Source organism: Acinetobacter sp. CIP 101934 (assembly GCF_000369585.1).
Classification (GTDB): Bacteria; Pseudomonadota; Gammaproteobacteria; order Pseudomonadales; family Moraxellaceae; genus Acinetobacter; species Acinetobacter schindleri.
Map to the genome: position 1 here is coordinate 1099520 of NZ_KB850094.1, position 17776 is coordinate 1117295.

The 17776-nt window shown below is 42.6% G+C and carries 13 protein-coding genes and 4 tRNA genes; 4 read left to right on the top strand and 13 right to left on the bottom strand.

Annotated elements, in window-relative coordinates; all coding sequences use genetic code 11:
- The first annotated feature begins 68 nt into the window (after positions 1–68).
- The gene (locus F899_RS05630) at positions 69–1313 is read left to right on the top strand and encodes an NADH:flavin oxidoreductase/NADH oxidase family protein (protein ID WP_005221353.1); all 1245 of its coding nucleotides are present in this window, start codon (positions 69–71) and stop codon (positions 1311–1313) included.
- Between the two features lie 53 nt (positions 1314–1366).
- Here the strand turns inward: F899_RS05630 and F899_RS05635 are convergent, their stop codons facing one another.
- The 12 genes from F899_RS05635 to pyrC form a co-directional block, all read right to left on the bottom strand.
- Positions 1367–2779 (bottom strand): iron-containing redox enzyme family protein, encoded by a 1413-nt coding sequence (locus F899_RS05635; protein ID WP_004893673.1) that lies wholly within the window; start codon positions 2777–2779, stop codon positions 1367–1369.
- Positions 2780–3022: 243 nt separating this feature from the next.
- Positions 3023–3098: transfer RNA gene (locus F899_RS05640), tRNA-Glu, on the bottom strand.
- A gap of 46 nt (positions 3099–3144) precedes the next feature.
- Positions 3145–3220, bottom strand: a tRNA-Glu gene (locus F899_RS05645).
- Between the two features lie 131 nt (positions 3221–3351).
- Positions 3352–4263, bottom strand: a complete 912-nt coding sequence (locus F899_RS05650; RefSeq protein ID WP_004893674.1) for an alpha/beta fold hydrolase domain-containing protein — start codon at positions 4261–4263, stop codon at positions 3352–3354.
- Between the two features lie 243 nt (positions 4264–4506).
- A complete protein-coding gene (locus F899_RS05655) occupies positions 4507–5400 on the bottom strand; it encodes an alpha/beta fold hydrolase (protein ID WP_005221355.1) in 894 nt (297 codons plus the stop codon).
- Between the two features lie 87 nt (positions 5401–5487).
- On the bottom strand, positions 5488–6900 hold the full coding sequence (locus tag F899_RS05660; RefSeq protein ID WP_005221357.1) for an amino acid permease: 1413 nt from the start codon (positions 6898–6900) through the stop codon (positions 5488–5490).
- Between the two features lie 114 nt (positions 6901–7014).
- A tRNA-Glu gene (locus tag F899_RS05665) sits at positions 7015–7090 on the bottom strand.
- A gap of 211 nt (positions 7091–7301) precedes the next feature.
- Positions 7302–7451, bottom strand: a complete 150-nt coding sequence (locus F899_RS15625) for a hypothetical protein (protein WP_171063857.1) — start codon at positions 7449–7451, stop codon at positions 7302–7304.
- A gap of 81 nt (positions 7452–7532) precedes the next feature.
- Positions 7533–10079, bottom strand: coding sequence for a TonB-dependent receptor plug domain-containing protein (locus F899_RS05670; RefSeq protein ID WP_005221361.1), 2547 nt, complete (start codon positions 10077–10079; stop codon positions 7533–7535).
- A 162-nt stretch (positions 10080–10241) separates the two neighbouring features.
- Positions 10242–10317, bottom strand: a tRNA-Glu gene (locus F899_RS05675).
- A 20-nt stretch (positions 10318–10337) separates the two neighbouring features.
- The gene (gene rnt / locus F899_RS05680; protein WP_008303612.1) at positions 10338–10997 is read right to left on the bottom strand and encodes a ribonuclease T; all 660 of its coding nucleotides are present in this window, start codon (positions 10995–10997) and stop codon (positions 10338–10340) included.
- A complete protein-coding gene (gene pyrC / locus F899_RS05685) occupies positions 10982–12016 on the bottom strand; it encodes a dihydroorotase (RefSeq protein WP_004893685.1) in 1035 nt (344 codons plus the stop codon). The genes rnt and pyrC overlap by 16 nt, the downstream gene beginning before the upstream one ends.
- Before the next feature lie 151 nt (positions 12017–12167).
- Between pyrC and F899_RS05690 the strand changes: the two genes are divergently transcribed.
- On the top strand, positions 12168–13436 hold the full coding sequence (locus F899_RS05690; protein WP_034434197.1) for a GGDEF domain-containing protein: 1269 nt from the start codon (positions 12168–12170) through the stop codon (positions 13434–13436).
- Positions 13437–13502: 66 nt separating this feature from the next.
- Here F899_RS05690 and argG read toward each other — a convergent pair whose 3' ends face one another.
- Positions 13503–14843, bottom strand: a complete 1341-nt coding sequence (argG, locus tag F899_RS05695; RefSeq protein ID WP_004810660.1) for an argininosuccinate synthase — start codon at positions 14841–14843, stop codon at positions 13503–13505.
- Positions 14844–15347: 504 nt separating this feature from the next.
- On the opposite strand from argG, the gene lldP reads away from it, so the two are divergent.
- On the top strand, positions 15348–17009 hold the full coding sequence (gene lldP / locus F899_RS05700; RefSeq protein ID WP_004810658.1) for an L-lactate permease: 1662 nt from the start codon (positions 15348–15350) through the stop codon (positions 17007–17009).
- Between the two features lie 21 nt (positions 17010–17030).
- A complete protein-coding gene (gene lldR, locus F899_RS05705) occupies positions 17031–17774 on the top strand; it encodes a transcriptional regulator LldR (RefSeq protein WP_005221366.1) in 744 nt (247 codons plus the stop codon).
- The last annotated feature ends 2 nt before the right edge of the window (positions 17775–17776 follow it).

A 17776-nucleotide genomic window follows, 5' to 3' on the forward strand; every position in this document is an offset into this window, starting at 1 on the left:
TTATTGTCAATTTCTTGCTGACAGGGTATAACACCGACAGAATAAAAGCATAATGTTTAGGAAAAAATATGACACAACTGGCAGATTCAATTCAGATTCGTAATACCCTCTTTAAAAACCGTATCATCAAAGGTGCTATGAGCGAGGCACTGGCTAATGATGCTGGTCAACCGAATGACTCACATTTGAAACTCTACGAAGCCTGGGCTAAAGGCGGGCTAGGCTGTGCGATTACGGGTAATGTCATGGTGGATTTTCGTGCCAAGAATGAACCGGGTGTTGTAGTCGCTGAAACAGAACGTGACCTGAACAAGCTTAAGGCTTGGGCAGAAGTTGGCAAACGTCATGGTATGGTACAACTGGTGCAGTTGTCACATCCGGGACGTCAATGTCCGAAAGGGTTGAACCGGGAAACTGTAGCACCATCGGCAGTGCCATTTAGTCCGGCACTGGCTGTCAGTTTTGGTACCCCACGTGAACTGCGCGAAGATGAAATTCTGGATATTATCCAGCGTTTTGCAACTTCCGCTGCAATTTGTGAAAAAGCAGGATTTGAAGGCGTACAGTTGCATGGTGCGCATGGCTATCTGATCAGTCAGTTCTTATCGCCATTGACCAATAAACGTCAGGATCAGTGGGGTGGCAGTATTGAAAACCGTACCCGTTTCTTATTAGAAATCTATAAGGCAGTTCGTGCTGCAACTTCAGAAAATTTCATTATTTCCGTTAAACTGAATTCGGCTGATTTCCAGCGTGGCGGTATTACCGAAGAAGATGTGATCTATGTCTTTAAAGCTATTGATGCAGTAGGCATTGATCTGATTGAGGTGTCCGGCGGTAGCTATGAAGCACCAGCAATGGCAGGCGTTAAAGCGGATAAACGTAAGGCTTCCACGATTGCCCGTGAAGCCTATTTCCTGGATTTTGCCGAAAAAATCCGTCAGGAAGTGAGTTGCCATATTATGGTAACTGGCGGTTTTAGAACTGCTGCTGGTATGAATGCCGCACTTGAGAGTGGTGCCTGTGATTTTGTTGGTATTGCCCGTCCGTTTGCAGTAGAAACTGATCTGGGGCAGAAGCTCGTGGCAGGGCAGGATGTACGCTATGCTGTAGAGAAGATTAAAACCGGTATTCCAATGATTGATAAAATGGCAATCATGGAAATCATCTGGTATGCCGCGCAGTTTAAACAGATTGCTCAAGGCAAACAGCCAAATCCAAAACTGTCACCATTAAAAGTTTTCCTGCATTATCTAAAAGGCAATGTCACTGCTGTGATTAAAGGACAGATCAATTCACGTAAATCTGCATAACCTGATCTAAATATAAAAAGGCACCCTATGGTGCCTTTTTAAATGCAACATATTTAGCTGAATTGCACCGCTTGGGTCTGGAAAGGAAACAGGATTTTAGAGACCTGTTGTGTCGCCCAAAGTCCAAGCTGCTGATAATGACAATGTGGTGCTACATAAGGCGTGAGAATCTCCAGTTTTTCCTCATTATTGTCACAACGCTTCAGATGCAAGCGAAGTTCTTCCAGCTTATGTTGCTCTTGCCGACTGATTATCGGTGTTTGCGTCCGTAGTTGATGTGAAGAAAGCCGTCGAGCCAGTTCTGGACCTTGAATCCAGTCACGAATTATCTGTTTCTCTGTGGCATTAAATACGCCAAACATCTTGCCATCTGGATCATCAATCAGTTTCCAGAAACGGCTTTGCTCTACAGACAGTCCACGTTGAATCCAGCCTTTATCCATCATGACCTGTAGGAAATCCTGAATCTGTTCAGGTTGTGACAACCACTCATTGATGGTCTTACCACTAAACTGACATTTCTGGTTATGAATGTACTGACCAATTAAAGCTTTCTGCTGAAACAGTTTCAACACCTGGGCATCGAGATCCAACTCACGCACGATCTGAGTAGAACTCTTGCCTACATCATTCAGCAAGTAACCCTGTTTGACCATTTCCAGATAGCGCTCTGGGTGTTCTGCAGAACGGTATAGATCCAGGAAAGCTTGCAGGGATTTTTGCGCATGGCCATTATGCGCATTATCAATCGTGATGTGCACATTAAAGTAATGCGGATTGATACCGAGTTCAGCCAGTTCATAATTGGTAATCAATAAATGTAGCGGTAGTTGTTCATAGCCCAGATTAAAGCCAATCACCAGCGGTAAATATTCAGCTGGCGCATACGCCAAAGCCAACTGGACAGCTGCCTGTTCATAATAGCGGTCATCGAGTTGTTCGCTATAGGCAGTGAGTTCATAGTTATTTAGCAGATCCTGATACATGGTGACATGGTTGGTTTGTGGATGACCTAGCCCCAGCTCTTCCAGATAAATATGAATCAGGTCTTTAAGCGCAGGTTGATCCGCATGTTCCAGAGTAGAGTATAACCATGAGCCATCGACCATTTTTGTAGGTGCCACCCGGTAGAGAAATTCAAATGCATGCGATACCGTAGCAAAGTATTCACGTTGTCCGCCTTGTTTGCGACGGCTGAGATAATCCTGAAATATTCCACAAATTTTATGATGTTCTTCTAAAAAATGCGTAGCAGCATGTTCGGGTTGGTCGAGCCAGCTGATGGAACCCAGATCGATGTGCTGGATTAACTGACTGAGGTATTGTTCTGCCGAATCTGTTTTTGTTTTTTTAGAGATCTGCTCATCCAGAAAAAAATCCACCCAATCTTTGAAGCTTTTAGTTGGTTCTTGAACAAGATTCTCAAATGGGGGTGCAGTTAAACAAAACTCCGTACTCGTGAACATAATCTTATCCTTGCATATTGGCTCCTAACTTACCTTAGCCTTATGTGAAAGATCAGATGTTTGGTTTTTGTTCGATTTTATGGCGGAAAATACAAGGACTTTGCAAAAGTGCGTAAATTTTTAGAGGTTTATTATTTTGAATATATGGTAAAAATAAATCAAATTGAAGGCAATAAAAAAGCCCAGGTCACAATGCCTGAGCTTTTTTATGAGAAGATCATTTTAAGATAATCATCTCGAATATGGCGTCCCTACGGGGATTCGAACCCCGGTTACCGCCGTGAAAGGGCGATGTCCTAGGCCTCTAGACGATAGGGACAGTACAGAAGATAGATTTTAAAACCTTTACTTTCAGTTTGAAGTAATGGCGTCCCTACGGGGATTCGAACCCCGGTTACCGCCGTGAAAGGGCGATGTCCTAGGCCTCTAGACGATAGGGACGTTTCAGAGGTGGGCGTATAATAGGGTGAAAAATGGGGGGTGTCAAACGCATTTCTGCACTTTTTCTGGTTTTTTGAACCGAGTGCATAAAATTAAAACAATCTTAAGAAAATACTTGAAAAATACATGGTTTAAGCTGGATTTTTAAGCAATTCTAGAATTGTTTCTACCACCTGCGGATGGAGTAAATAACCAGTAATATCATGTGGGCGGTGAATATGTGTACGAATGCCATGGTTAATAATTGCAGGTTGAAACTGAAATGGCGGTTGGGTAAGAGGAAAAGCGGTGAGGAAATCATCAGTTGAATAGAAATTTATCCAGTCGCCTGTAATTGCAGCAGGTCGTACAATCGGTTGTGGTAAATGTGACTGGATCACCTGGAATGCTAATGGCGATCCTAAAGTAATAAAACGCTGTACATTGAGTTCTGGATGCTGAATAAGATGATTATAGGCAATCACACTACCCAGAGAATGAGCAATTACAATACAAGGTTTACGACCGTTCAATTGCCGGGCGATCCGCTCATGAACTTCTTTCATGAAACCAGGATTGTCGAGATACAAATAGGTTTCAATAAGAAATTTTTGAAGCAGGCTACGATGCAGACTGGGAAAATAATTGAGCAATAACACAAAGTCCCGCAGCGCAACATTTTTGCTCAGTGTAGTAATAAATTTGAATTTCTGTTTGAAATTCATGGAGTCATTCAGGTTGAGCAGGGGAAGATCGGAAATCACGGGTTTGCGCCAGCCAGGACGTGGAACTGGTGCAGGAAGCTGGGGCTGAACAGGCTGACGGAACCGAAAGCTAGGCCATTGCTGTGGCATCAGGGTGCCAGCATTGAGGATGTTGCGGACGTTATAGCGAGAAAGCAAGTCCCCATAAAATGGAATGTGAATGTGACGTCGTAAATAACTGAATCTGGCATCGTGATGATGTTTGCGAATGCCTTTTTGAAGTATATGTAGCCAGCGCTGACGGATCGATGCAGCGCTATGATGTTGCTGATTCATTCCATGAATAAAAATAACTTTCATCGATACCTCACGGAGGTCGATCTATATATTCACATTATAGAGAAAATTGCGGCAAGCCAAGCTGTACTTTTTGTGGTGTTCATGTGTAAATTACTTTGATAAAACAACCATTAACAGACAGTTGTATATTTATAAAAAAGTAGAAAAAGCAGTAAATTGATAGATACGGATCAAGGATTTTACTACATAGAAAAAAGATAGGAATCAAACGGTAAAAGTTAAATCCCGCTGTTTAAGTAAATCCTAAATTAATTCCAGCAGCGCTTTGATGACGTTGGGATGTTGGATATAACCATCAATATCATGCGGATGATAGATGGAGGTACGAATTTTCTGATTAATAATCGCCGGCTGAAACTGGAAGGGTGGTTCTGATAAGGGAAAGGCAGTCAGAAAGTCATCACTACAATAAAAATTGATCCAGTCACCACGAATGGCCTCGGGTCGGGTCATCGGTTGCGGCAAATGTTCCTGTATTACACGAAAGGCCATGGGTAATCCCAGCGTAATAAAGCGCTGCACACTTAATTCCGGATGTAAAAGCAGATAATGATAGCCAATCACGCTGCCTAAGGAGTGTGCGATCAAGATACAAGGTTTATTGTCATGTAGTCGCTGACCAATACGCTGATGAACTTGCTGCATGAATCTGGCATTGGCTAGATAGGAATATGTTTCAATCAGAAATTTTTTGATGAGCGTATCATGCAGATGGGGAAAATAATTGAGCAAGACCATAAAATCCCGTAAGGCTGTATTTCGGCTTAAGGTAGTAATAAATTTCAGCTTCTGGTTAAAAGTCAAAGCATCCTCAATATTTAATTCGGGAATCTTGCAAGTTTCAGCTAAATACTGATGAAGATGTGGCGGCGACGGTTGGGATTTAAGTGGCTGGCGCATGGGAAAATGTGGCCAGTCTTGTGGCATTAAGGTACTGGCGTTCAATACATTATGTAAATGATGCCGTAACAGTAAATCTCCATAAAAAGGGATACGAACATGACGTTTGATATAGGAAAAACAAGCCTGTCGATGCGACTGTTCCAGACCATGTTTAAGCAGACTTAGCCAACGTTGCTTTAATGAAGCAGAACTAAAATTCTGCTTGTTCATTCCATGGATATAAAAAATTTTCATTGACACACCGCTGTGTGGCTGCCTGAAACATATTCAGTATAGATAACAAAAGAGCAGCCGGAGCTGCTCTTTTGTTAGCGCTAAGATTTAAGCTTTATTGTGATAAAACTTGTAGTAGCTGGCATAGCAAAGTCCAATAAACACCAGACAGCCAAAGAAGCTGATCCGCATTGTTGGATCAAATACCATACTGATACAGGTGATCAGACAGAACAGGAAGCCCAGAATTGGCACAATCGGGAACAACGGTGCAGCGAAAGCAAGATCTTTAGCTGTCTTCCCTTGTTTGTACCATTCACGGCGGAAGTTGAACATACTCAGACAGATACTCATCCAGACCACCACCATGGTAAAGGCTGCAATACCTAACAGATTGGTGAAAATGGTTTCTGGCGCAAACTGTTCAGACAACAGACCTGGCATACCACCAATCATGGTCACGATTACCGCAATGTAAGGAATACCGCGTGCATTCACTCTTGAGAATATGGCTGGTAATTGTTTGCTATAAGACAATGACCACATCATACGGGAAGCAGCAAATAAACCTGAGTTTGCAGCAGACAACAGTGCGGTGATAATTACAAAGCGAATAACGTCTTCAGCATATGGAATACCAATGTGCTGGAATACGGTCACAAATGGGCTACTACTTACACCTTCAGCAGCAAGACCTGCTTCTTGATGTGGTAATAGACACGTCACCACGACAATCGTACCTACAAAGAAAATCAATAGGCGGAAAATTGCGGTATTGATGGCTTTCGGTACGTTTTTGGCAGGATCTTTGGTTTCACCAGCGGCTACACCAATCAGTTCTGTACCTGAGAAGGCAAAGTTGACAATCAGCATTGTTGTGAAGATGGGGAACAGGCCTTCAGGGAACCAACCCTGAGCTGTCAGATTGCTAAACAGCGGGGCAGTTTCCTGACCTGCATAACCCAATACACCAAATATGGCCAATAATCCCAGCAGGATAAAGGCAATAACAGTGACAACTTTAATGAGGGCTAGCCAGAATTCGGATTCTGCAAACCAGCGGGTCGAAATCATATTCAGTGTAAACACAAGCGCACCAAAGACCAGTGTCCACATCCACATGGAGCTGTCCGGGAACCATTCCTGCATCAATAAAGCTGCAGCGGTAAATTCGGTTCCCAATGTCACTGACCAGGTCAGCCAGTATAACCAGGTAATGGTATAACCTGTGCCCGGTCCAATATAACGTTTGGCATAAGCACCAAATGAACCAGATTCAGGCATATGTACGGCAAGTTCACCCAGACATAGCATAACCATGTAAGCGATGATACCGCCGAGGAGATAAGCAAGAATGGCACCTACAGGCCCCGTTTGTGCAATGACTTCACCCGACCCTAAAAATAGGCCGGTCCCGATTGCGCCACCAAGCGAAATCATGACCAGATGTCGAGTACTCATAGCGCGTTTTAAAGGCGCAGAATTGCCCTGATGCGTAGCATCATTCGGAGATGAGTGCATAGGAAATAAGAAATACTTCAAAGGAATGAAGCGAGCTATTGTAGTGAAAAACTACAAATCTGCAATCAAATAATAGTAATTTTGAATAAGTGCTGATCGTATGAGATCAATAGATGGCGTCCCTACGGGGATTCGAACCCCGGTTACCGCCGTGAAAGGGCGATGTCCTAGGCCTCTAGACGATAGGGACGTTGCGAGGTGATGGCTATGTTAAGGACTAAGCTGAGTTTTGTCAAAAGGCTTTTTGCTAAAAATACGCTAAAAGTTCAAACATTAAACAAGAACAAAGCAATAATGTTATTTTGGACTCCAAACAGGCGTGTCAATCAGTTTGTAGCATCAAAAATCGACATTAAAACCTCAAACTCCCGTCACTTTACAGAAGTTTAAGTCGTGTGGATTTAATGGTCAGGTGTTTGGTATTCAGGCGGGTTACTGGCCGGAACCATTTGTTCCGCAGGTGCTTCGGTTTTATCTTCACGATTGACGATATAGAGGTACAGTGCGGAAGGCGCTAAAATCACTAAAACCAGTAAGATCTTTTTTAACATGGCACAAATGCAAGAGATGAAATTGCAGTAATTATAGCCTAAGCAAATTAAAAAGAGCACCTGAGTGCTCTTGTCCATGAGTTAGAATTTAAAAGTGATATCTGCGATAAATTGGCGGCCAATTTCAGAGTACAGTTTGCTTCCACTCACATATAAATTATTGCGGTTAGTAATATTATTGACCGTTAAGCCAAAAATCGCTGAATAATCTTTTGAAACTTTCCAATCATAGGTGGTGCGCACATCCCATGTAAAACGAGGTTTTACATCTTGTAGCGTATAAGTATCGATTTTAACGCCATCATGCACCACTTTGTCAGCAGAGCTCGCTTCTAGCACTTGCTCATAGGTGTCTTTATAGCTAAAGAAGTTGGAAATTTTTAAAGGAAGAGAATCAAAGCCAATATTCCACATGACACGTGCAGTAATCGGTTGGTTATAGTTTGATGCAGGACGGTCACCATAAGGCATGATTTTGCCATCATAGGAAATCAGCTCCTGAAGATCTTCTTCGGTAAAGTTTTCCGTATAATCTGGTGCGCTACGGTACACCTCCGAGTAATTGACCGCTAAGCCTAAATTATGTTGAGTGCCTTTAAATTTAAGTGGCTCAATCGTATTAAGTTCTAGCGTTACGGTATCATTTTCGCCATAACCGCTGTTATCAAACTCATAAGAATAAGTAAAATAGTCATTTGGAATATCAGTTCTATTACGGGTGATTTCATCATCATACTGACGATTCACCCATTTTAAGCTAAGATTGGTGTTTTTAAATTGGCTATTAAACCCAAGGACAAATTCATCTGCAAATGGGGTTTTAAGATCCTTGCGGCGTGTATCATTGGCTGAAACTTTTGCTTCTTCAACCCATTCAGAATTTTGATCAGCACGGCTGATGTCAAAATCTAATGAGGTCAGATGTTGACGCAAGTCCGTCATATACGTTGGGGCATTATAGTAGCGGTTCCAACCTGAAGTCAGGGTTAATAATTTATTGGAAAAAGGCTGATAACTAATGCTGCTACGTGGTGCAAAGTTAAGATTATTATTTGATTCATCATAATCAGCACGCACACCTAAACGGGCATTGAGGTTGTTCCAGCGAATATTATCTTCTAGATACAAGGCTGCTTGATGATATTGACCAGCAAAGCTGCCTGCTTTGTATACATTACCCTTTTTAAAGTATTGGCCATCAAAGACCGTAGGGACTTTATTGTTCAGGAATACAGCTGTGGTATTTTCATCGCAGAGGGGATCATTGATTTGACATTGTTGACCTTTGAGATCAAACAAGTTTTGGGTTTTCCCTGATGTTACGCCATAGAAAGTTGAAAAATCTTTGGTACGTTCCCATTGCACATCATCATAATGATAGGCAAAACCGGCGCTGATTTGATGGTCGGTGTCTGCAAATTTAAAGTTATTAAATAGCGCATTTAACCCATAACTCACAGAAGATTGTTTTAAATCAATATCTGCAGAGGTTGCGCCTTCCCATACTTTTTCAGTATTTGCCCAGTCTTTGCTCCCTGCTGCATATATCCAGTTCACACCACGATCAGATGATGATTCACGTGCATTGTCAATTTGCTGGTAATTGAGCTGGTGTATTAATTGTCCCCAATCTTGTTTTTGTTGCATCTCTGCGAAAATCAAAGCTGATTGATTATTGGTGCTGCTGTGAGAGTTACGACGTTTGTCTGCGTAAGTATTGTCTTCCAAATCACCTAAAGCGAAACCGAATTTCATACTGGTGTCTACATTTGGATCGACATACAAGGTTCCGCCGACATTGGTATTACGTTTTTCTTGATCAATTTGTTTTGGTGCAGGTAAGCCACTTTCAACAGGAATTGTTGATTTACGTTGTGAAGCATAGAGGTCGAAGCCATAAACCTCTGAAAGCTTAGCAAAAATATTGGCACTAACACCTTGGCGAACATACTCTTTTTGGTTTGACTGGGTGGATGAACCTTCAAAAAGTCCTTTGTCTGCATCAGTTTTTAAGTGGTAGCGGTTCCAGTCACTTTCTGTATAGTCATAAGTGATGCTACCATGGACTTTGCCAATTTCAGATTTAGGCGCACAGGTTTCTGCCTGAACCACACCACCGGTGAAGCCACCGTGTTTTGCACTAATGTTGCTGTCTAATACTTCTAAATTACACAATAAATCGGTGTTGATTGCCACACCTTGTGAACCGCCAGACACTGCACCGTAGTTGGTTGTTCCTGAACCAGCAGGGTCGAGGTTATTGCTGTTGCTGACGCCATTGACCACAAATTTATTATTAAATGATTGTGCACCATGAATCGAAATTTCAGCCGGTTTTAAATCAGCTTGTGAGCTGGCTGCCATATGTTCATTGCTAAACTGCACATTCGGATTTACTTTTAGAAAGTCAGTGATATTTTTAGAGCTATTCGGCGTCTTTTTTAAATCTTCTTTGCTATAAACCGTTTTTCCAACTTCATTTTCAACCTTCGTTTCAATCACAATCGTCGATAATTTGACTTCAGCCTCTGGTTTGCTTTGTGCTTTTGGATTGGTTGTTTGAGCAAACAAGTTGCTGCTTAGGGCAGATAAAATGGCAATTGACAGGGTGGAATAGGCAAAACGCATAATGATTGATTTTAATAAGGATAATGAAAGTGATTATCATTAACTTTAGTGTAATAATCAATAATAATGAGAATTATTTGCATTAATGGGTTTTTTATGTGTGCGGAATTTAATCGACTTAAATAGCTGAATAATAGAAATAAAAAGACAGAGGAAAATAGATGGCGTCCCTACGGGGATTCGAACCCCGGTTACCGCCGTGAAAGGGCGATGTCCTAGGCCTCTAGACGATAGGGACGTTTAGAAGATGGCGGTATCTTATTGATCCGCCACCAAAGTGTCAAGCAGGTGTGGGGTGAGTTTGTTTAAAATATAGCAAAACAGTTCAGCTGTCTTCTGCGTGTCGTATAACGCAGAATGGGCTTCTTTGCCATCAAACTCGATACCGGCCTGAATACAGGATTTTGCCAGTACGGTTTGACCAAACATCACCGCGCTCAAAGTCACTGTGTCGAAGACAGAAAAACTATGAAATGGGTTCTGGTTTTTGGTTCCTGTACGGGCAATTGCTGCCTGTACAAAGCCTAAATCGAAATGGGCGTTATGACCGACCAGAACGGCATGGGTACAGTTTTGCTGGCGGCGTACTTCATTGACAGATTTAAAAATACGTTTAAGCGCAGTTTTCTCATCTTCGGCCATTGCAATACGCATCGGATTAGAGGGATCGATCCCAATAAAGTCCAGCGAACGGCGGTCAAGGTTTGCCCCTTCAAATGGATTGATATGTGCATGGTGAGCAGGGCCGGGCACAAATTCACCTTTCTCATTAAAAATAATAGGAATGGCAGCGATTTCCAGCAAGGCATCAGTTTGTGCATTAAAGCCCGCTGTCTCTACATCGACAACAACAGGCAGGAATCCACGGAAACGTTGACCAATGACTGGGAGAGTTTCATTTGTCACACTTTTCTCCATTGAATGGTTTTACCCGCATATAACGGAATAATCTGTTCACCATCCAAATAGTCCAGACTCTCAGGAATCACTTGATCTTGTTTTACCAGGGTAATGGTATTGGTATTACGAGGAAGGCCATAGAAGTCAGCACCAAAGTGGCTCGCAAAACCTTCCAGACGGTCAATTTTGCCGACCTGATCAAATGCCTGAGCATAAAGTTCAATTGCAGTGGGCGCACTATAACATCCTGCGCAACCACATGCATTTTCTTTGGCATTTTTTGAGTGCGGCGCACTATCTGTGCCCAAGAAGAATTTAGGATTACCGCTGGTCGCGACTTCCAGCAGAGTTTGCTGATGCGTCTGGCGTTTTAAAATCGGCAGGCAGTAGAAATGCGGCTTGATGCCACCCACTAGCATGTCATTACGGTTAAACAGTAAATGTTGTGGCGTGATCGTTGCAGCCACATTACGGTCCTGTTCCAGGACAAAGTTTGCCGCTTCACTGGTGGTAATATGTTCAAGTACCAGCTTCAGTTTCGGGAACTGCTTTAATAATGGAGAAAGTACTTCGTCCAGGAAACGTTTTTCACGATCAAAAATGTCGACATGGTTATGCGTGACTTCACCATGTAGCAGTAAAGGTACCTGATGTTCTTCAAGCTGCTCAATTACTGCATACACTTTAGAAATATCGCTTACACCGCTATCCGAGTTTGTAGTCGCACCAGCAGGATAAAGCTTGATGGCATTCACATACTCAGATTCTTTGATTTTTTTAACTTCGGCAGGTGAAGTATTGTTGGTGAAGTACAACACCATGCGTGGATCAAAGTTGCAGCCTTCCGGCACATGCGCCATGATGCGTTCACGATAGCTGTTTGCCTCTTCCACAGTTTTTACCGGTGGAACCAGGTTTGGCATACAGATTGCGCGGGAAAATTGTTGAGCTAGATCAGGAACAGTACGTTTAAGTGCTAGACCATCACGTAGGTGAGCGTGCCAGTCATCTGGCTGGAGAATCGTAATCGTATTCAAGGCGAATTCAATCAGAGAAATAATATGAATGATAATGCATCTATACCGAAAATGGTAATGTGAAATACTGACAAAAGATGCATTAACTATGAATTAATTTAAAAAAGTATGTTATTTTAAAAACACTAAAAAAATTACATACATGCTTGCCATGGAATATAAGTATAATTTAGCAAAACTGCAGGATCAAAAGGAAAAAGTCGAAGAGCTTATTGCTGGGCAGAAATTGAGCCGAGTTTTTCCTCAACCGCTTGAAGATGAATTCTGGACCAAAAATCTGGAACGTGCCCGTAAGCACACCGATCAGTATGTCTGGGCAGGATTATTAATCTATTTTATCGGCATCCTTATCCTTATTCCTACCGATTACTGGATCATCGATAAACAATATTTTGTACATGATTTTGTATTGTCTTTAATAGGTATTATTAATGGCGGAATTAGTTTATTTGTTTTCTATTTATTCTCAAGTTTAGAACGCTTAAAACCTTTTTTTCAGCCTGCTTCACTGGTCTTGATATTCTGGGCACTGGTTTCAATTTCATGTCTAACTATGTCCATTCAGACTGCAGCTTTACAGCATCAATCCATGGCAATTGTCACCATTATTTATGTGTTGGGTTATATCCTTACTGGTGTCAAGCCGATTCAGATGATGATCACTGGTGTATTGGCAGCTGGAACTACGATTATTTGCCTGACCCTGGTTGGGGCTAACTTTAATCCTTTGGTATTTGGCCGAATTCTGTTGGGAAGTTGCCTGCTCGGTTTTGTTATTAGTCATATGATTTTTGCACGTGAACGGATGATTTTTCTTTATTCCATGCGGGCGCGGATCAGTGAGCAGATTCACCGGATTCACAATACCGAACTGTTACATCTGAGCCAGCATGATGAGCTGACCAAAATCTCGAATCGCCGTACCTTTGATGAAATGCTGGAAATTTACTTTTCTACCGCTCAGCGTCAGGAAAGCTCTTTGGCTATTTTATTTGTCGATGTAGATTTCTTTAAGAACTATAACGATTTTTATGGGCACCAAAAGGGTGATGATGTGATTTCGACCATCGCCAAAACTATCAAGAATGCGATCCGGCATATGGACTTTGTTGCGCGTTATGGAGGTGAGGAGTTTGTGGTGCTACTTCCAGAAACTGATGCACATGGGGCTTATGCAGTATCTACCAATATCTTTAAAGCGATTGAACGTCTGGAAATACCACATGAAAAATCTTTGGTATCCAAGCAGATTACGGTAAGTCTAGGCATTACGGTTTATCGTGGCGAGCAATCTATGACCAAAGATGGATTACTCGGTATTGCAGATCAGGCACTGTATCGTGCCAAGCAACTAGGGCGCAATCAGATTTATTATCAAAGCATTGCTTCGGTAAATTCAAAACCGCTGCATATCAGTTGAATTTTTCCTGAATTACAGACAATAAAAACCGCGCAATTTGCGCGGTTTTTTTGACACAACTAAAACTTAGTTTTTGTCTTTTAATTGTGGAACAGCTGAACCGGTACCCACTGCAAGTAAACCCGCACCTGTGTAGATCCCCAGTTTTGCACGCGTATCCGTAATGTCCAGGTTACGCATAGTTAACTGACCGATACGATCCATTGGCGAGAACATTGAATCACCTTTTTCCATCGTTAAGCGTTCAGCTTCGTATGTCAGGTTTTCAGATTCAGTGTTCATAATCGTGTAGTCATTACCACGACGTAGTTCTAAAGTCACAGTACCGGTAACCGCTTTAGCAACCCAACGCTGAGCAGTTTCACGAAGCATAAGCGCTTGAGAATCGAACCAGCGACCTTGGTAAAGAAGACGACCTAAACGAAGACCGTTGATACGGTATTGTTCAATGGTATCTTCGTTATGAATACCCGTCACCAGACGTTCATAAGCAATGTGAAGCAGCGCCATACCTGGAGCTTCATAAATACCACGAGATTTCGCTTCAATGATACGGTTTTCGATTTGATCCGACATACCTAGACCATGACGGCCACCGATACGGTTTGCTTCAAGAATGAACTCAACAGGATCTTCGATACGTTGACCGTTGATTGCAACTGGGAAGCCTTCTTCAAAAGTGATCGACACTTCTTCAGGTTTGATTTCAACTTCTTCCTTCCAGAACGCAACACCCATGATTGGGTCAACGATTTTGATGCCTGCATTCAGGTATTCAAGATCTTTGGCTTCGTGCGTCGCACCCAGCATGTTTGAGTCAGTTGAATAAGCTTTCTCTTTTGACATTTTGTAGTCAAAGCCGTTGTCGATCAGGAACTGAGACATTTCGGCACGGCCACCCAGCTCGTCAATAAATGTCTGGTCTAACCAAGGCTTATAGATTTTAAGATTCGGGTTAGTCAACAAACCATAACGGTAGAAACGCTCGATGTCGTTACCTTTATAGGTTGATCCGTCGCCCCAGATGTTGACGTCATCTTCTTTCATTGCGGTAACAAGCATTGTCCCTGTTACTGCACGGCCTAGTGGCGTTGTGTTGAAGTAAGGAACACCACCAGTTGAGATGTGGAACGCGCCACATTGAATTGCAGCAATACCTTCTAATGCAAGCTGTAGACGGCAGTCGATTAAACGTGCTTTTACTGCGCCATATGCTTCAGCTTTCTTTGGAATCGCATCGTAATCATCTTCATCAGGCTGACCCAGGTTTGCAGTATATGCATAAGGTTCTGCGCCTTTTTGTTTCATCCACAACAGGGCTGCTGAAGTATCTAGACCACCAGAAAAGGCAATACCAACTTTTTTGCCTACAGGTACATTCTGTAAGATAGTTGCATTATCAGACATTGTTAATCCTAACGATAGAATAATATAGGCACCACTTATATTGGTGGCCAAAGAGAATTTTGAATGCAGATATTGTAACACCTTTCAAATGGCAAGTTTTCGCAAAAAAAATGCAAAATCTAAAAAATAGACAAAAAAATAAACAATCTAATGCAAATAGAGCCATCACAAATGGCCTTGAATTAGCCAAATCCAGGGTTTTAAAGCGGGCTAAGACTAAAGTTCTATAGGCTTCATTTTATCTCAACCTTTGCTCCTTTCAACCTGTTAAATACCCGATGTTGCTTAGCTTTCGCTCATATTGAATTCCATCTTTTAATATAAAAAATTGGTCATACCAATTATATTTTAATGATTTAACTGTTGCGGTATTTTAAATATTTTATTAATTTTAGCTACCTCAAAGACCGATATTGGTCTGTTTAATGTTAAATTGGTCATACCAATAATCTTTTGGACATGTCCTGTAATGACATAACAAACAAGCATTTCAAGGAGTAGAGAATGCTTCAACAGTGGCAACAAATCTACGATCCAATCGGAAATATTTGGATTTCCAGTGCGATCGCCCTCATTCCAATCGTATTCTTTTTCCTTGCTCTTGCTGTTTTCAGAATGAAGGGCAGTGTAGCTGGAACGATTACTGTGGCTTTGGCATTTCTGGTGTCAATGTTCCTCTACAAAATGCCAGTCACTATGGCATTGGCTTCCATGGTCTATGGGTTCTTCTACGGCTTATGGCCGATCGCCTGGATTATTATTGGAGCAGTATTCCTTTACAAGATTTCAGTGAAAACCGGTCAATTTGATATTATTCGCTCATCGATCCTGTCATTAACCGAAGACCAGCGTTTGCAAATGTTATTGGTTGGCTTCGCTTTTGGTACTTTCCTGGAAGGTGCTGCAGGCTTTGGCGCACCGGTTGCAATTACTGCTGCGTTATTAGTAGGTCTTGGATTTAAACCACTGTATGCCGCGGGTTTATGTCTGATTGTGAACACAGCACCTGTGGCTTTTGGTGCGATGGGAATTCCGATTATTGTCGCTGGTCAGGTATCAGGCGTAGACACCATGGAAATCAGCCAGATGGTAGGACGTCAATTGCCAATCATGGTACCCATTGTACTGGTGTGGATTATGGCAATCATGGATGGCTGGCGTGGTGTGAAAGAAACCTGGCCTGCAATTTTAGTCGGTGGTGGTTCTTTTGCCCTGGCGCAGTTCCTGACTGCTAACTATGTGGGTCCTGAATTACCCGATATCACTGCAGCGATTGCATCTTTGGTGAGCTTAACGGTATTACTCAAGTTCTGGCAGCCAAAACATATTTTCCGTTTTGATAATGAAAAACAAGTCGATAGCAATATTGCTTTGGCAAGCCAGCAAAAATATAGCATCGGTCAAATTATTAAAGCGTGGTCGCCATTTGCGGTACTGACTGCCATGGTAACTTTATGGAGCATCAAACCATTTAAAGATCTGTTTGCCAAAGATGGGGCTTTAAGTGATTTAGTAATTTCTATTAAAGTGCCTTTCCTGCATCAAATGATTCAAAAGTTGCCGCCGGTGGTCGCTGAAGCGAAAGATTACGACGCGATCTATAAATTTGACTGGTTATCGGCGACGGGTACAGCGATCATGATCGCTGCAATCATCACCATCATTTACCTGAAAATGAAACCGAAAGAAGCTGTAGCGACCTTTGCTGAAACGGTAAATGAGCTGAAAACACCGATTTACTCAATTGGTATGGTATTGGCATTTGCTTTTATTGCCAATTACTCAGGCTTATCGGCAACCTTGGCATTAGCCTTGGCACATACAGGACAAGCATTCACGTTCTTCTCGCCATTCCTGGGTTGGGTCGGTGTATTCCTGACAGGGTCTGATACTTCAGCAAACGCATTGTTCTCGGCTTTACAGGCAACTACGGCCCAGCAGATCGGTGTGCCTGAAGTATTACTGGTGGCTGCGAATACCAGCGGTGGTGTAACCGGTAAAATGATTTCACCACAATCGATTGCAATTGCCTGTGCCGCAGTAGGTCTTGTCGGTAAAGAATCGGATTTATTCCGCTTTACCGTAAAACACAGTATCACCTTCACGGTGATGATCGGTATCATTATCACCTTACAAGCTTATGTGTTCCCATGGATGATTCCATAACACCATACTGAGGGCGGTGCAATGAAAGTCTCTGATAAAGTCGTACAAAGTCTGCGTAATCTGATTGAAAAAAATCATATGCAGGTCGGGGACCGTTTGCCCGCAGAACGTAAATTATGTGAACAGTTAGGTGTGTCGCGCTCTTCGTTGCGAGAAGCGCTGCAGCATCTGGTTAGCCAGGGCATGCTGGTGAGCCGTGTTGGTGCCGGTACTTATTTGCAGGAACTGCCGAATCACTGGTCACAGCATCATATTGTGCAGCCTTTAAGTGACCTGATGGATGTCGATCCTGAATACCGTTTTGATGTTCAGGAGTCTCGTCTGATTCTGGAAGGCGGTACAGCCTGGTATGCGGCACAGCGCGCCACACCCGATGATATAAAAAAAATCAGACAGTGTTACGACCAGATTGCGCACTATCAGCTGTTGGGTGATGACGATGAGGCAGCTCGCGCGGATGCCCGTTTTCATCTTGCGATTGCCGAAGCATCGCATAATGTGGTGCTGATCCAGTTGATGCGCAGTCTGTTCGACCTGTTGCAATTTAATGTGGTACTCGGACGACGCAAAGTCTATTCCGAGGCCCACCGTTTTGATCAGTTGCAGGACCAGCACTTTAAGGTGATGGTCGCAATTGAGCGTCAAGATCCAGAAGCTGCACGTCAGGCAGTTTGTGGACACATTGAGTTTGTCATTCAGCAAGTACGCACGATTGATGAGGATGAAGCCCGTCAGCAACGTATGAGCCGATTAAACAGGATCTAAAT

Bases quoted from the DNA above. Each gene is read 5' to 3' on its own strand.
- F899_RS05670 (WP_005221361.1), bottom strand. From the start codon at position 10,079: ATGCGTTTTGCCTATTCCACCCTGTCAATTGCCATTTTATCTGCCCTA.
- F899_RS05635 (WP_004893673.1), bottom strand. From the start codon at position 2,779: ATGTTCACGAGTACGGAGTTTTGTTTAACTGCACCCCCATTTGAGAAT.
- argG (WP_004810660.1), bottom strand. From the start codon at position 14,843: ATGTCTGATAATGCAACTATCTTACAGAATGTACCTGTAGGCAAAAAA.
- F899_RS15625 (WP_171063857.1), bottom strand. From the start codon at position 7,451: ATGTTAAAAAAGATCTTACTGGTTTTAGTGATTTTAGCGCCTTCCGCA.
- F899_RS05650 (WP_004893674.1), bottom strand. From the start codon at position 4,263: ATGAAAGTTATTTTTATTCATGGAATGAATCAGCAACATCATAGCGCT.
- F899_RS05660 (WP_005221357.1), bottom strand. From the start codon at position 6,900: ATGCACTCATCTCCGAATGATGCTACGCATCAGGGCAATTCTGCGCCT.
- F899_RS05655 (WP_005221355.1), bottom strand. From the start codon at position 5,400: ATGAAAATTTTTTATATCCATGGAATGAACAAGCAGAATTTTAGTTCT.
- lldP (WP_004810658.1), top strand. From the start codon at position 15,348: ATGCTTCAACAGTGGCAACAAATCTACGATCCAATCGGAAATATTTGG.
- F899_RS05630 (WP_005221353.1), top strand. From the start codon at position 69: ATGACACAACTGGCAGATTCAATTCAGATTCGTAATACCCTCTTTAAA.
- F899_RS05690 (WP_034434197.1), top strand. From the start codon at position 12,168: ATGGAATATAAGTATAATTTAGCAAAACTGCAGGATCAAAAGGAAAAA.
- lldR (WP_005221366.1), top strand. From the start codon at position 17,031: ATGAAAGTCTCTGATAAAGTCGTACAAAGTCTGCGTAATCTGATTGAA.
- rnt (WP_008303612.1), bottom strand. From the start codon at position 10,997: ATGGAGAAAAGTGTGACAAATGAAACTCTCCCAGTCATTGGTCAACGT.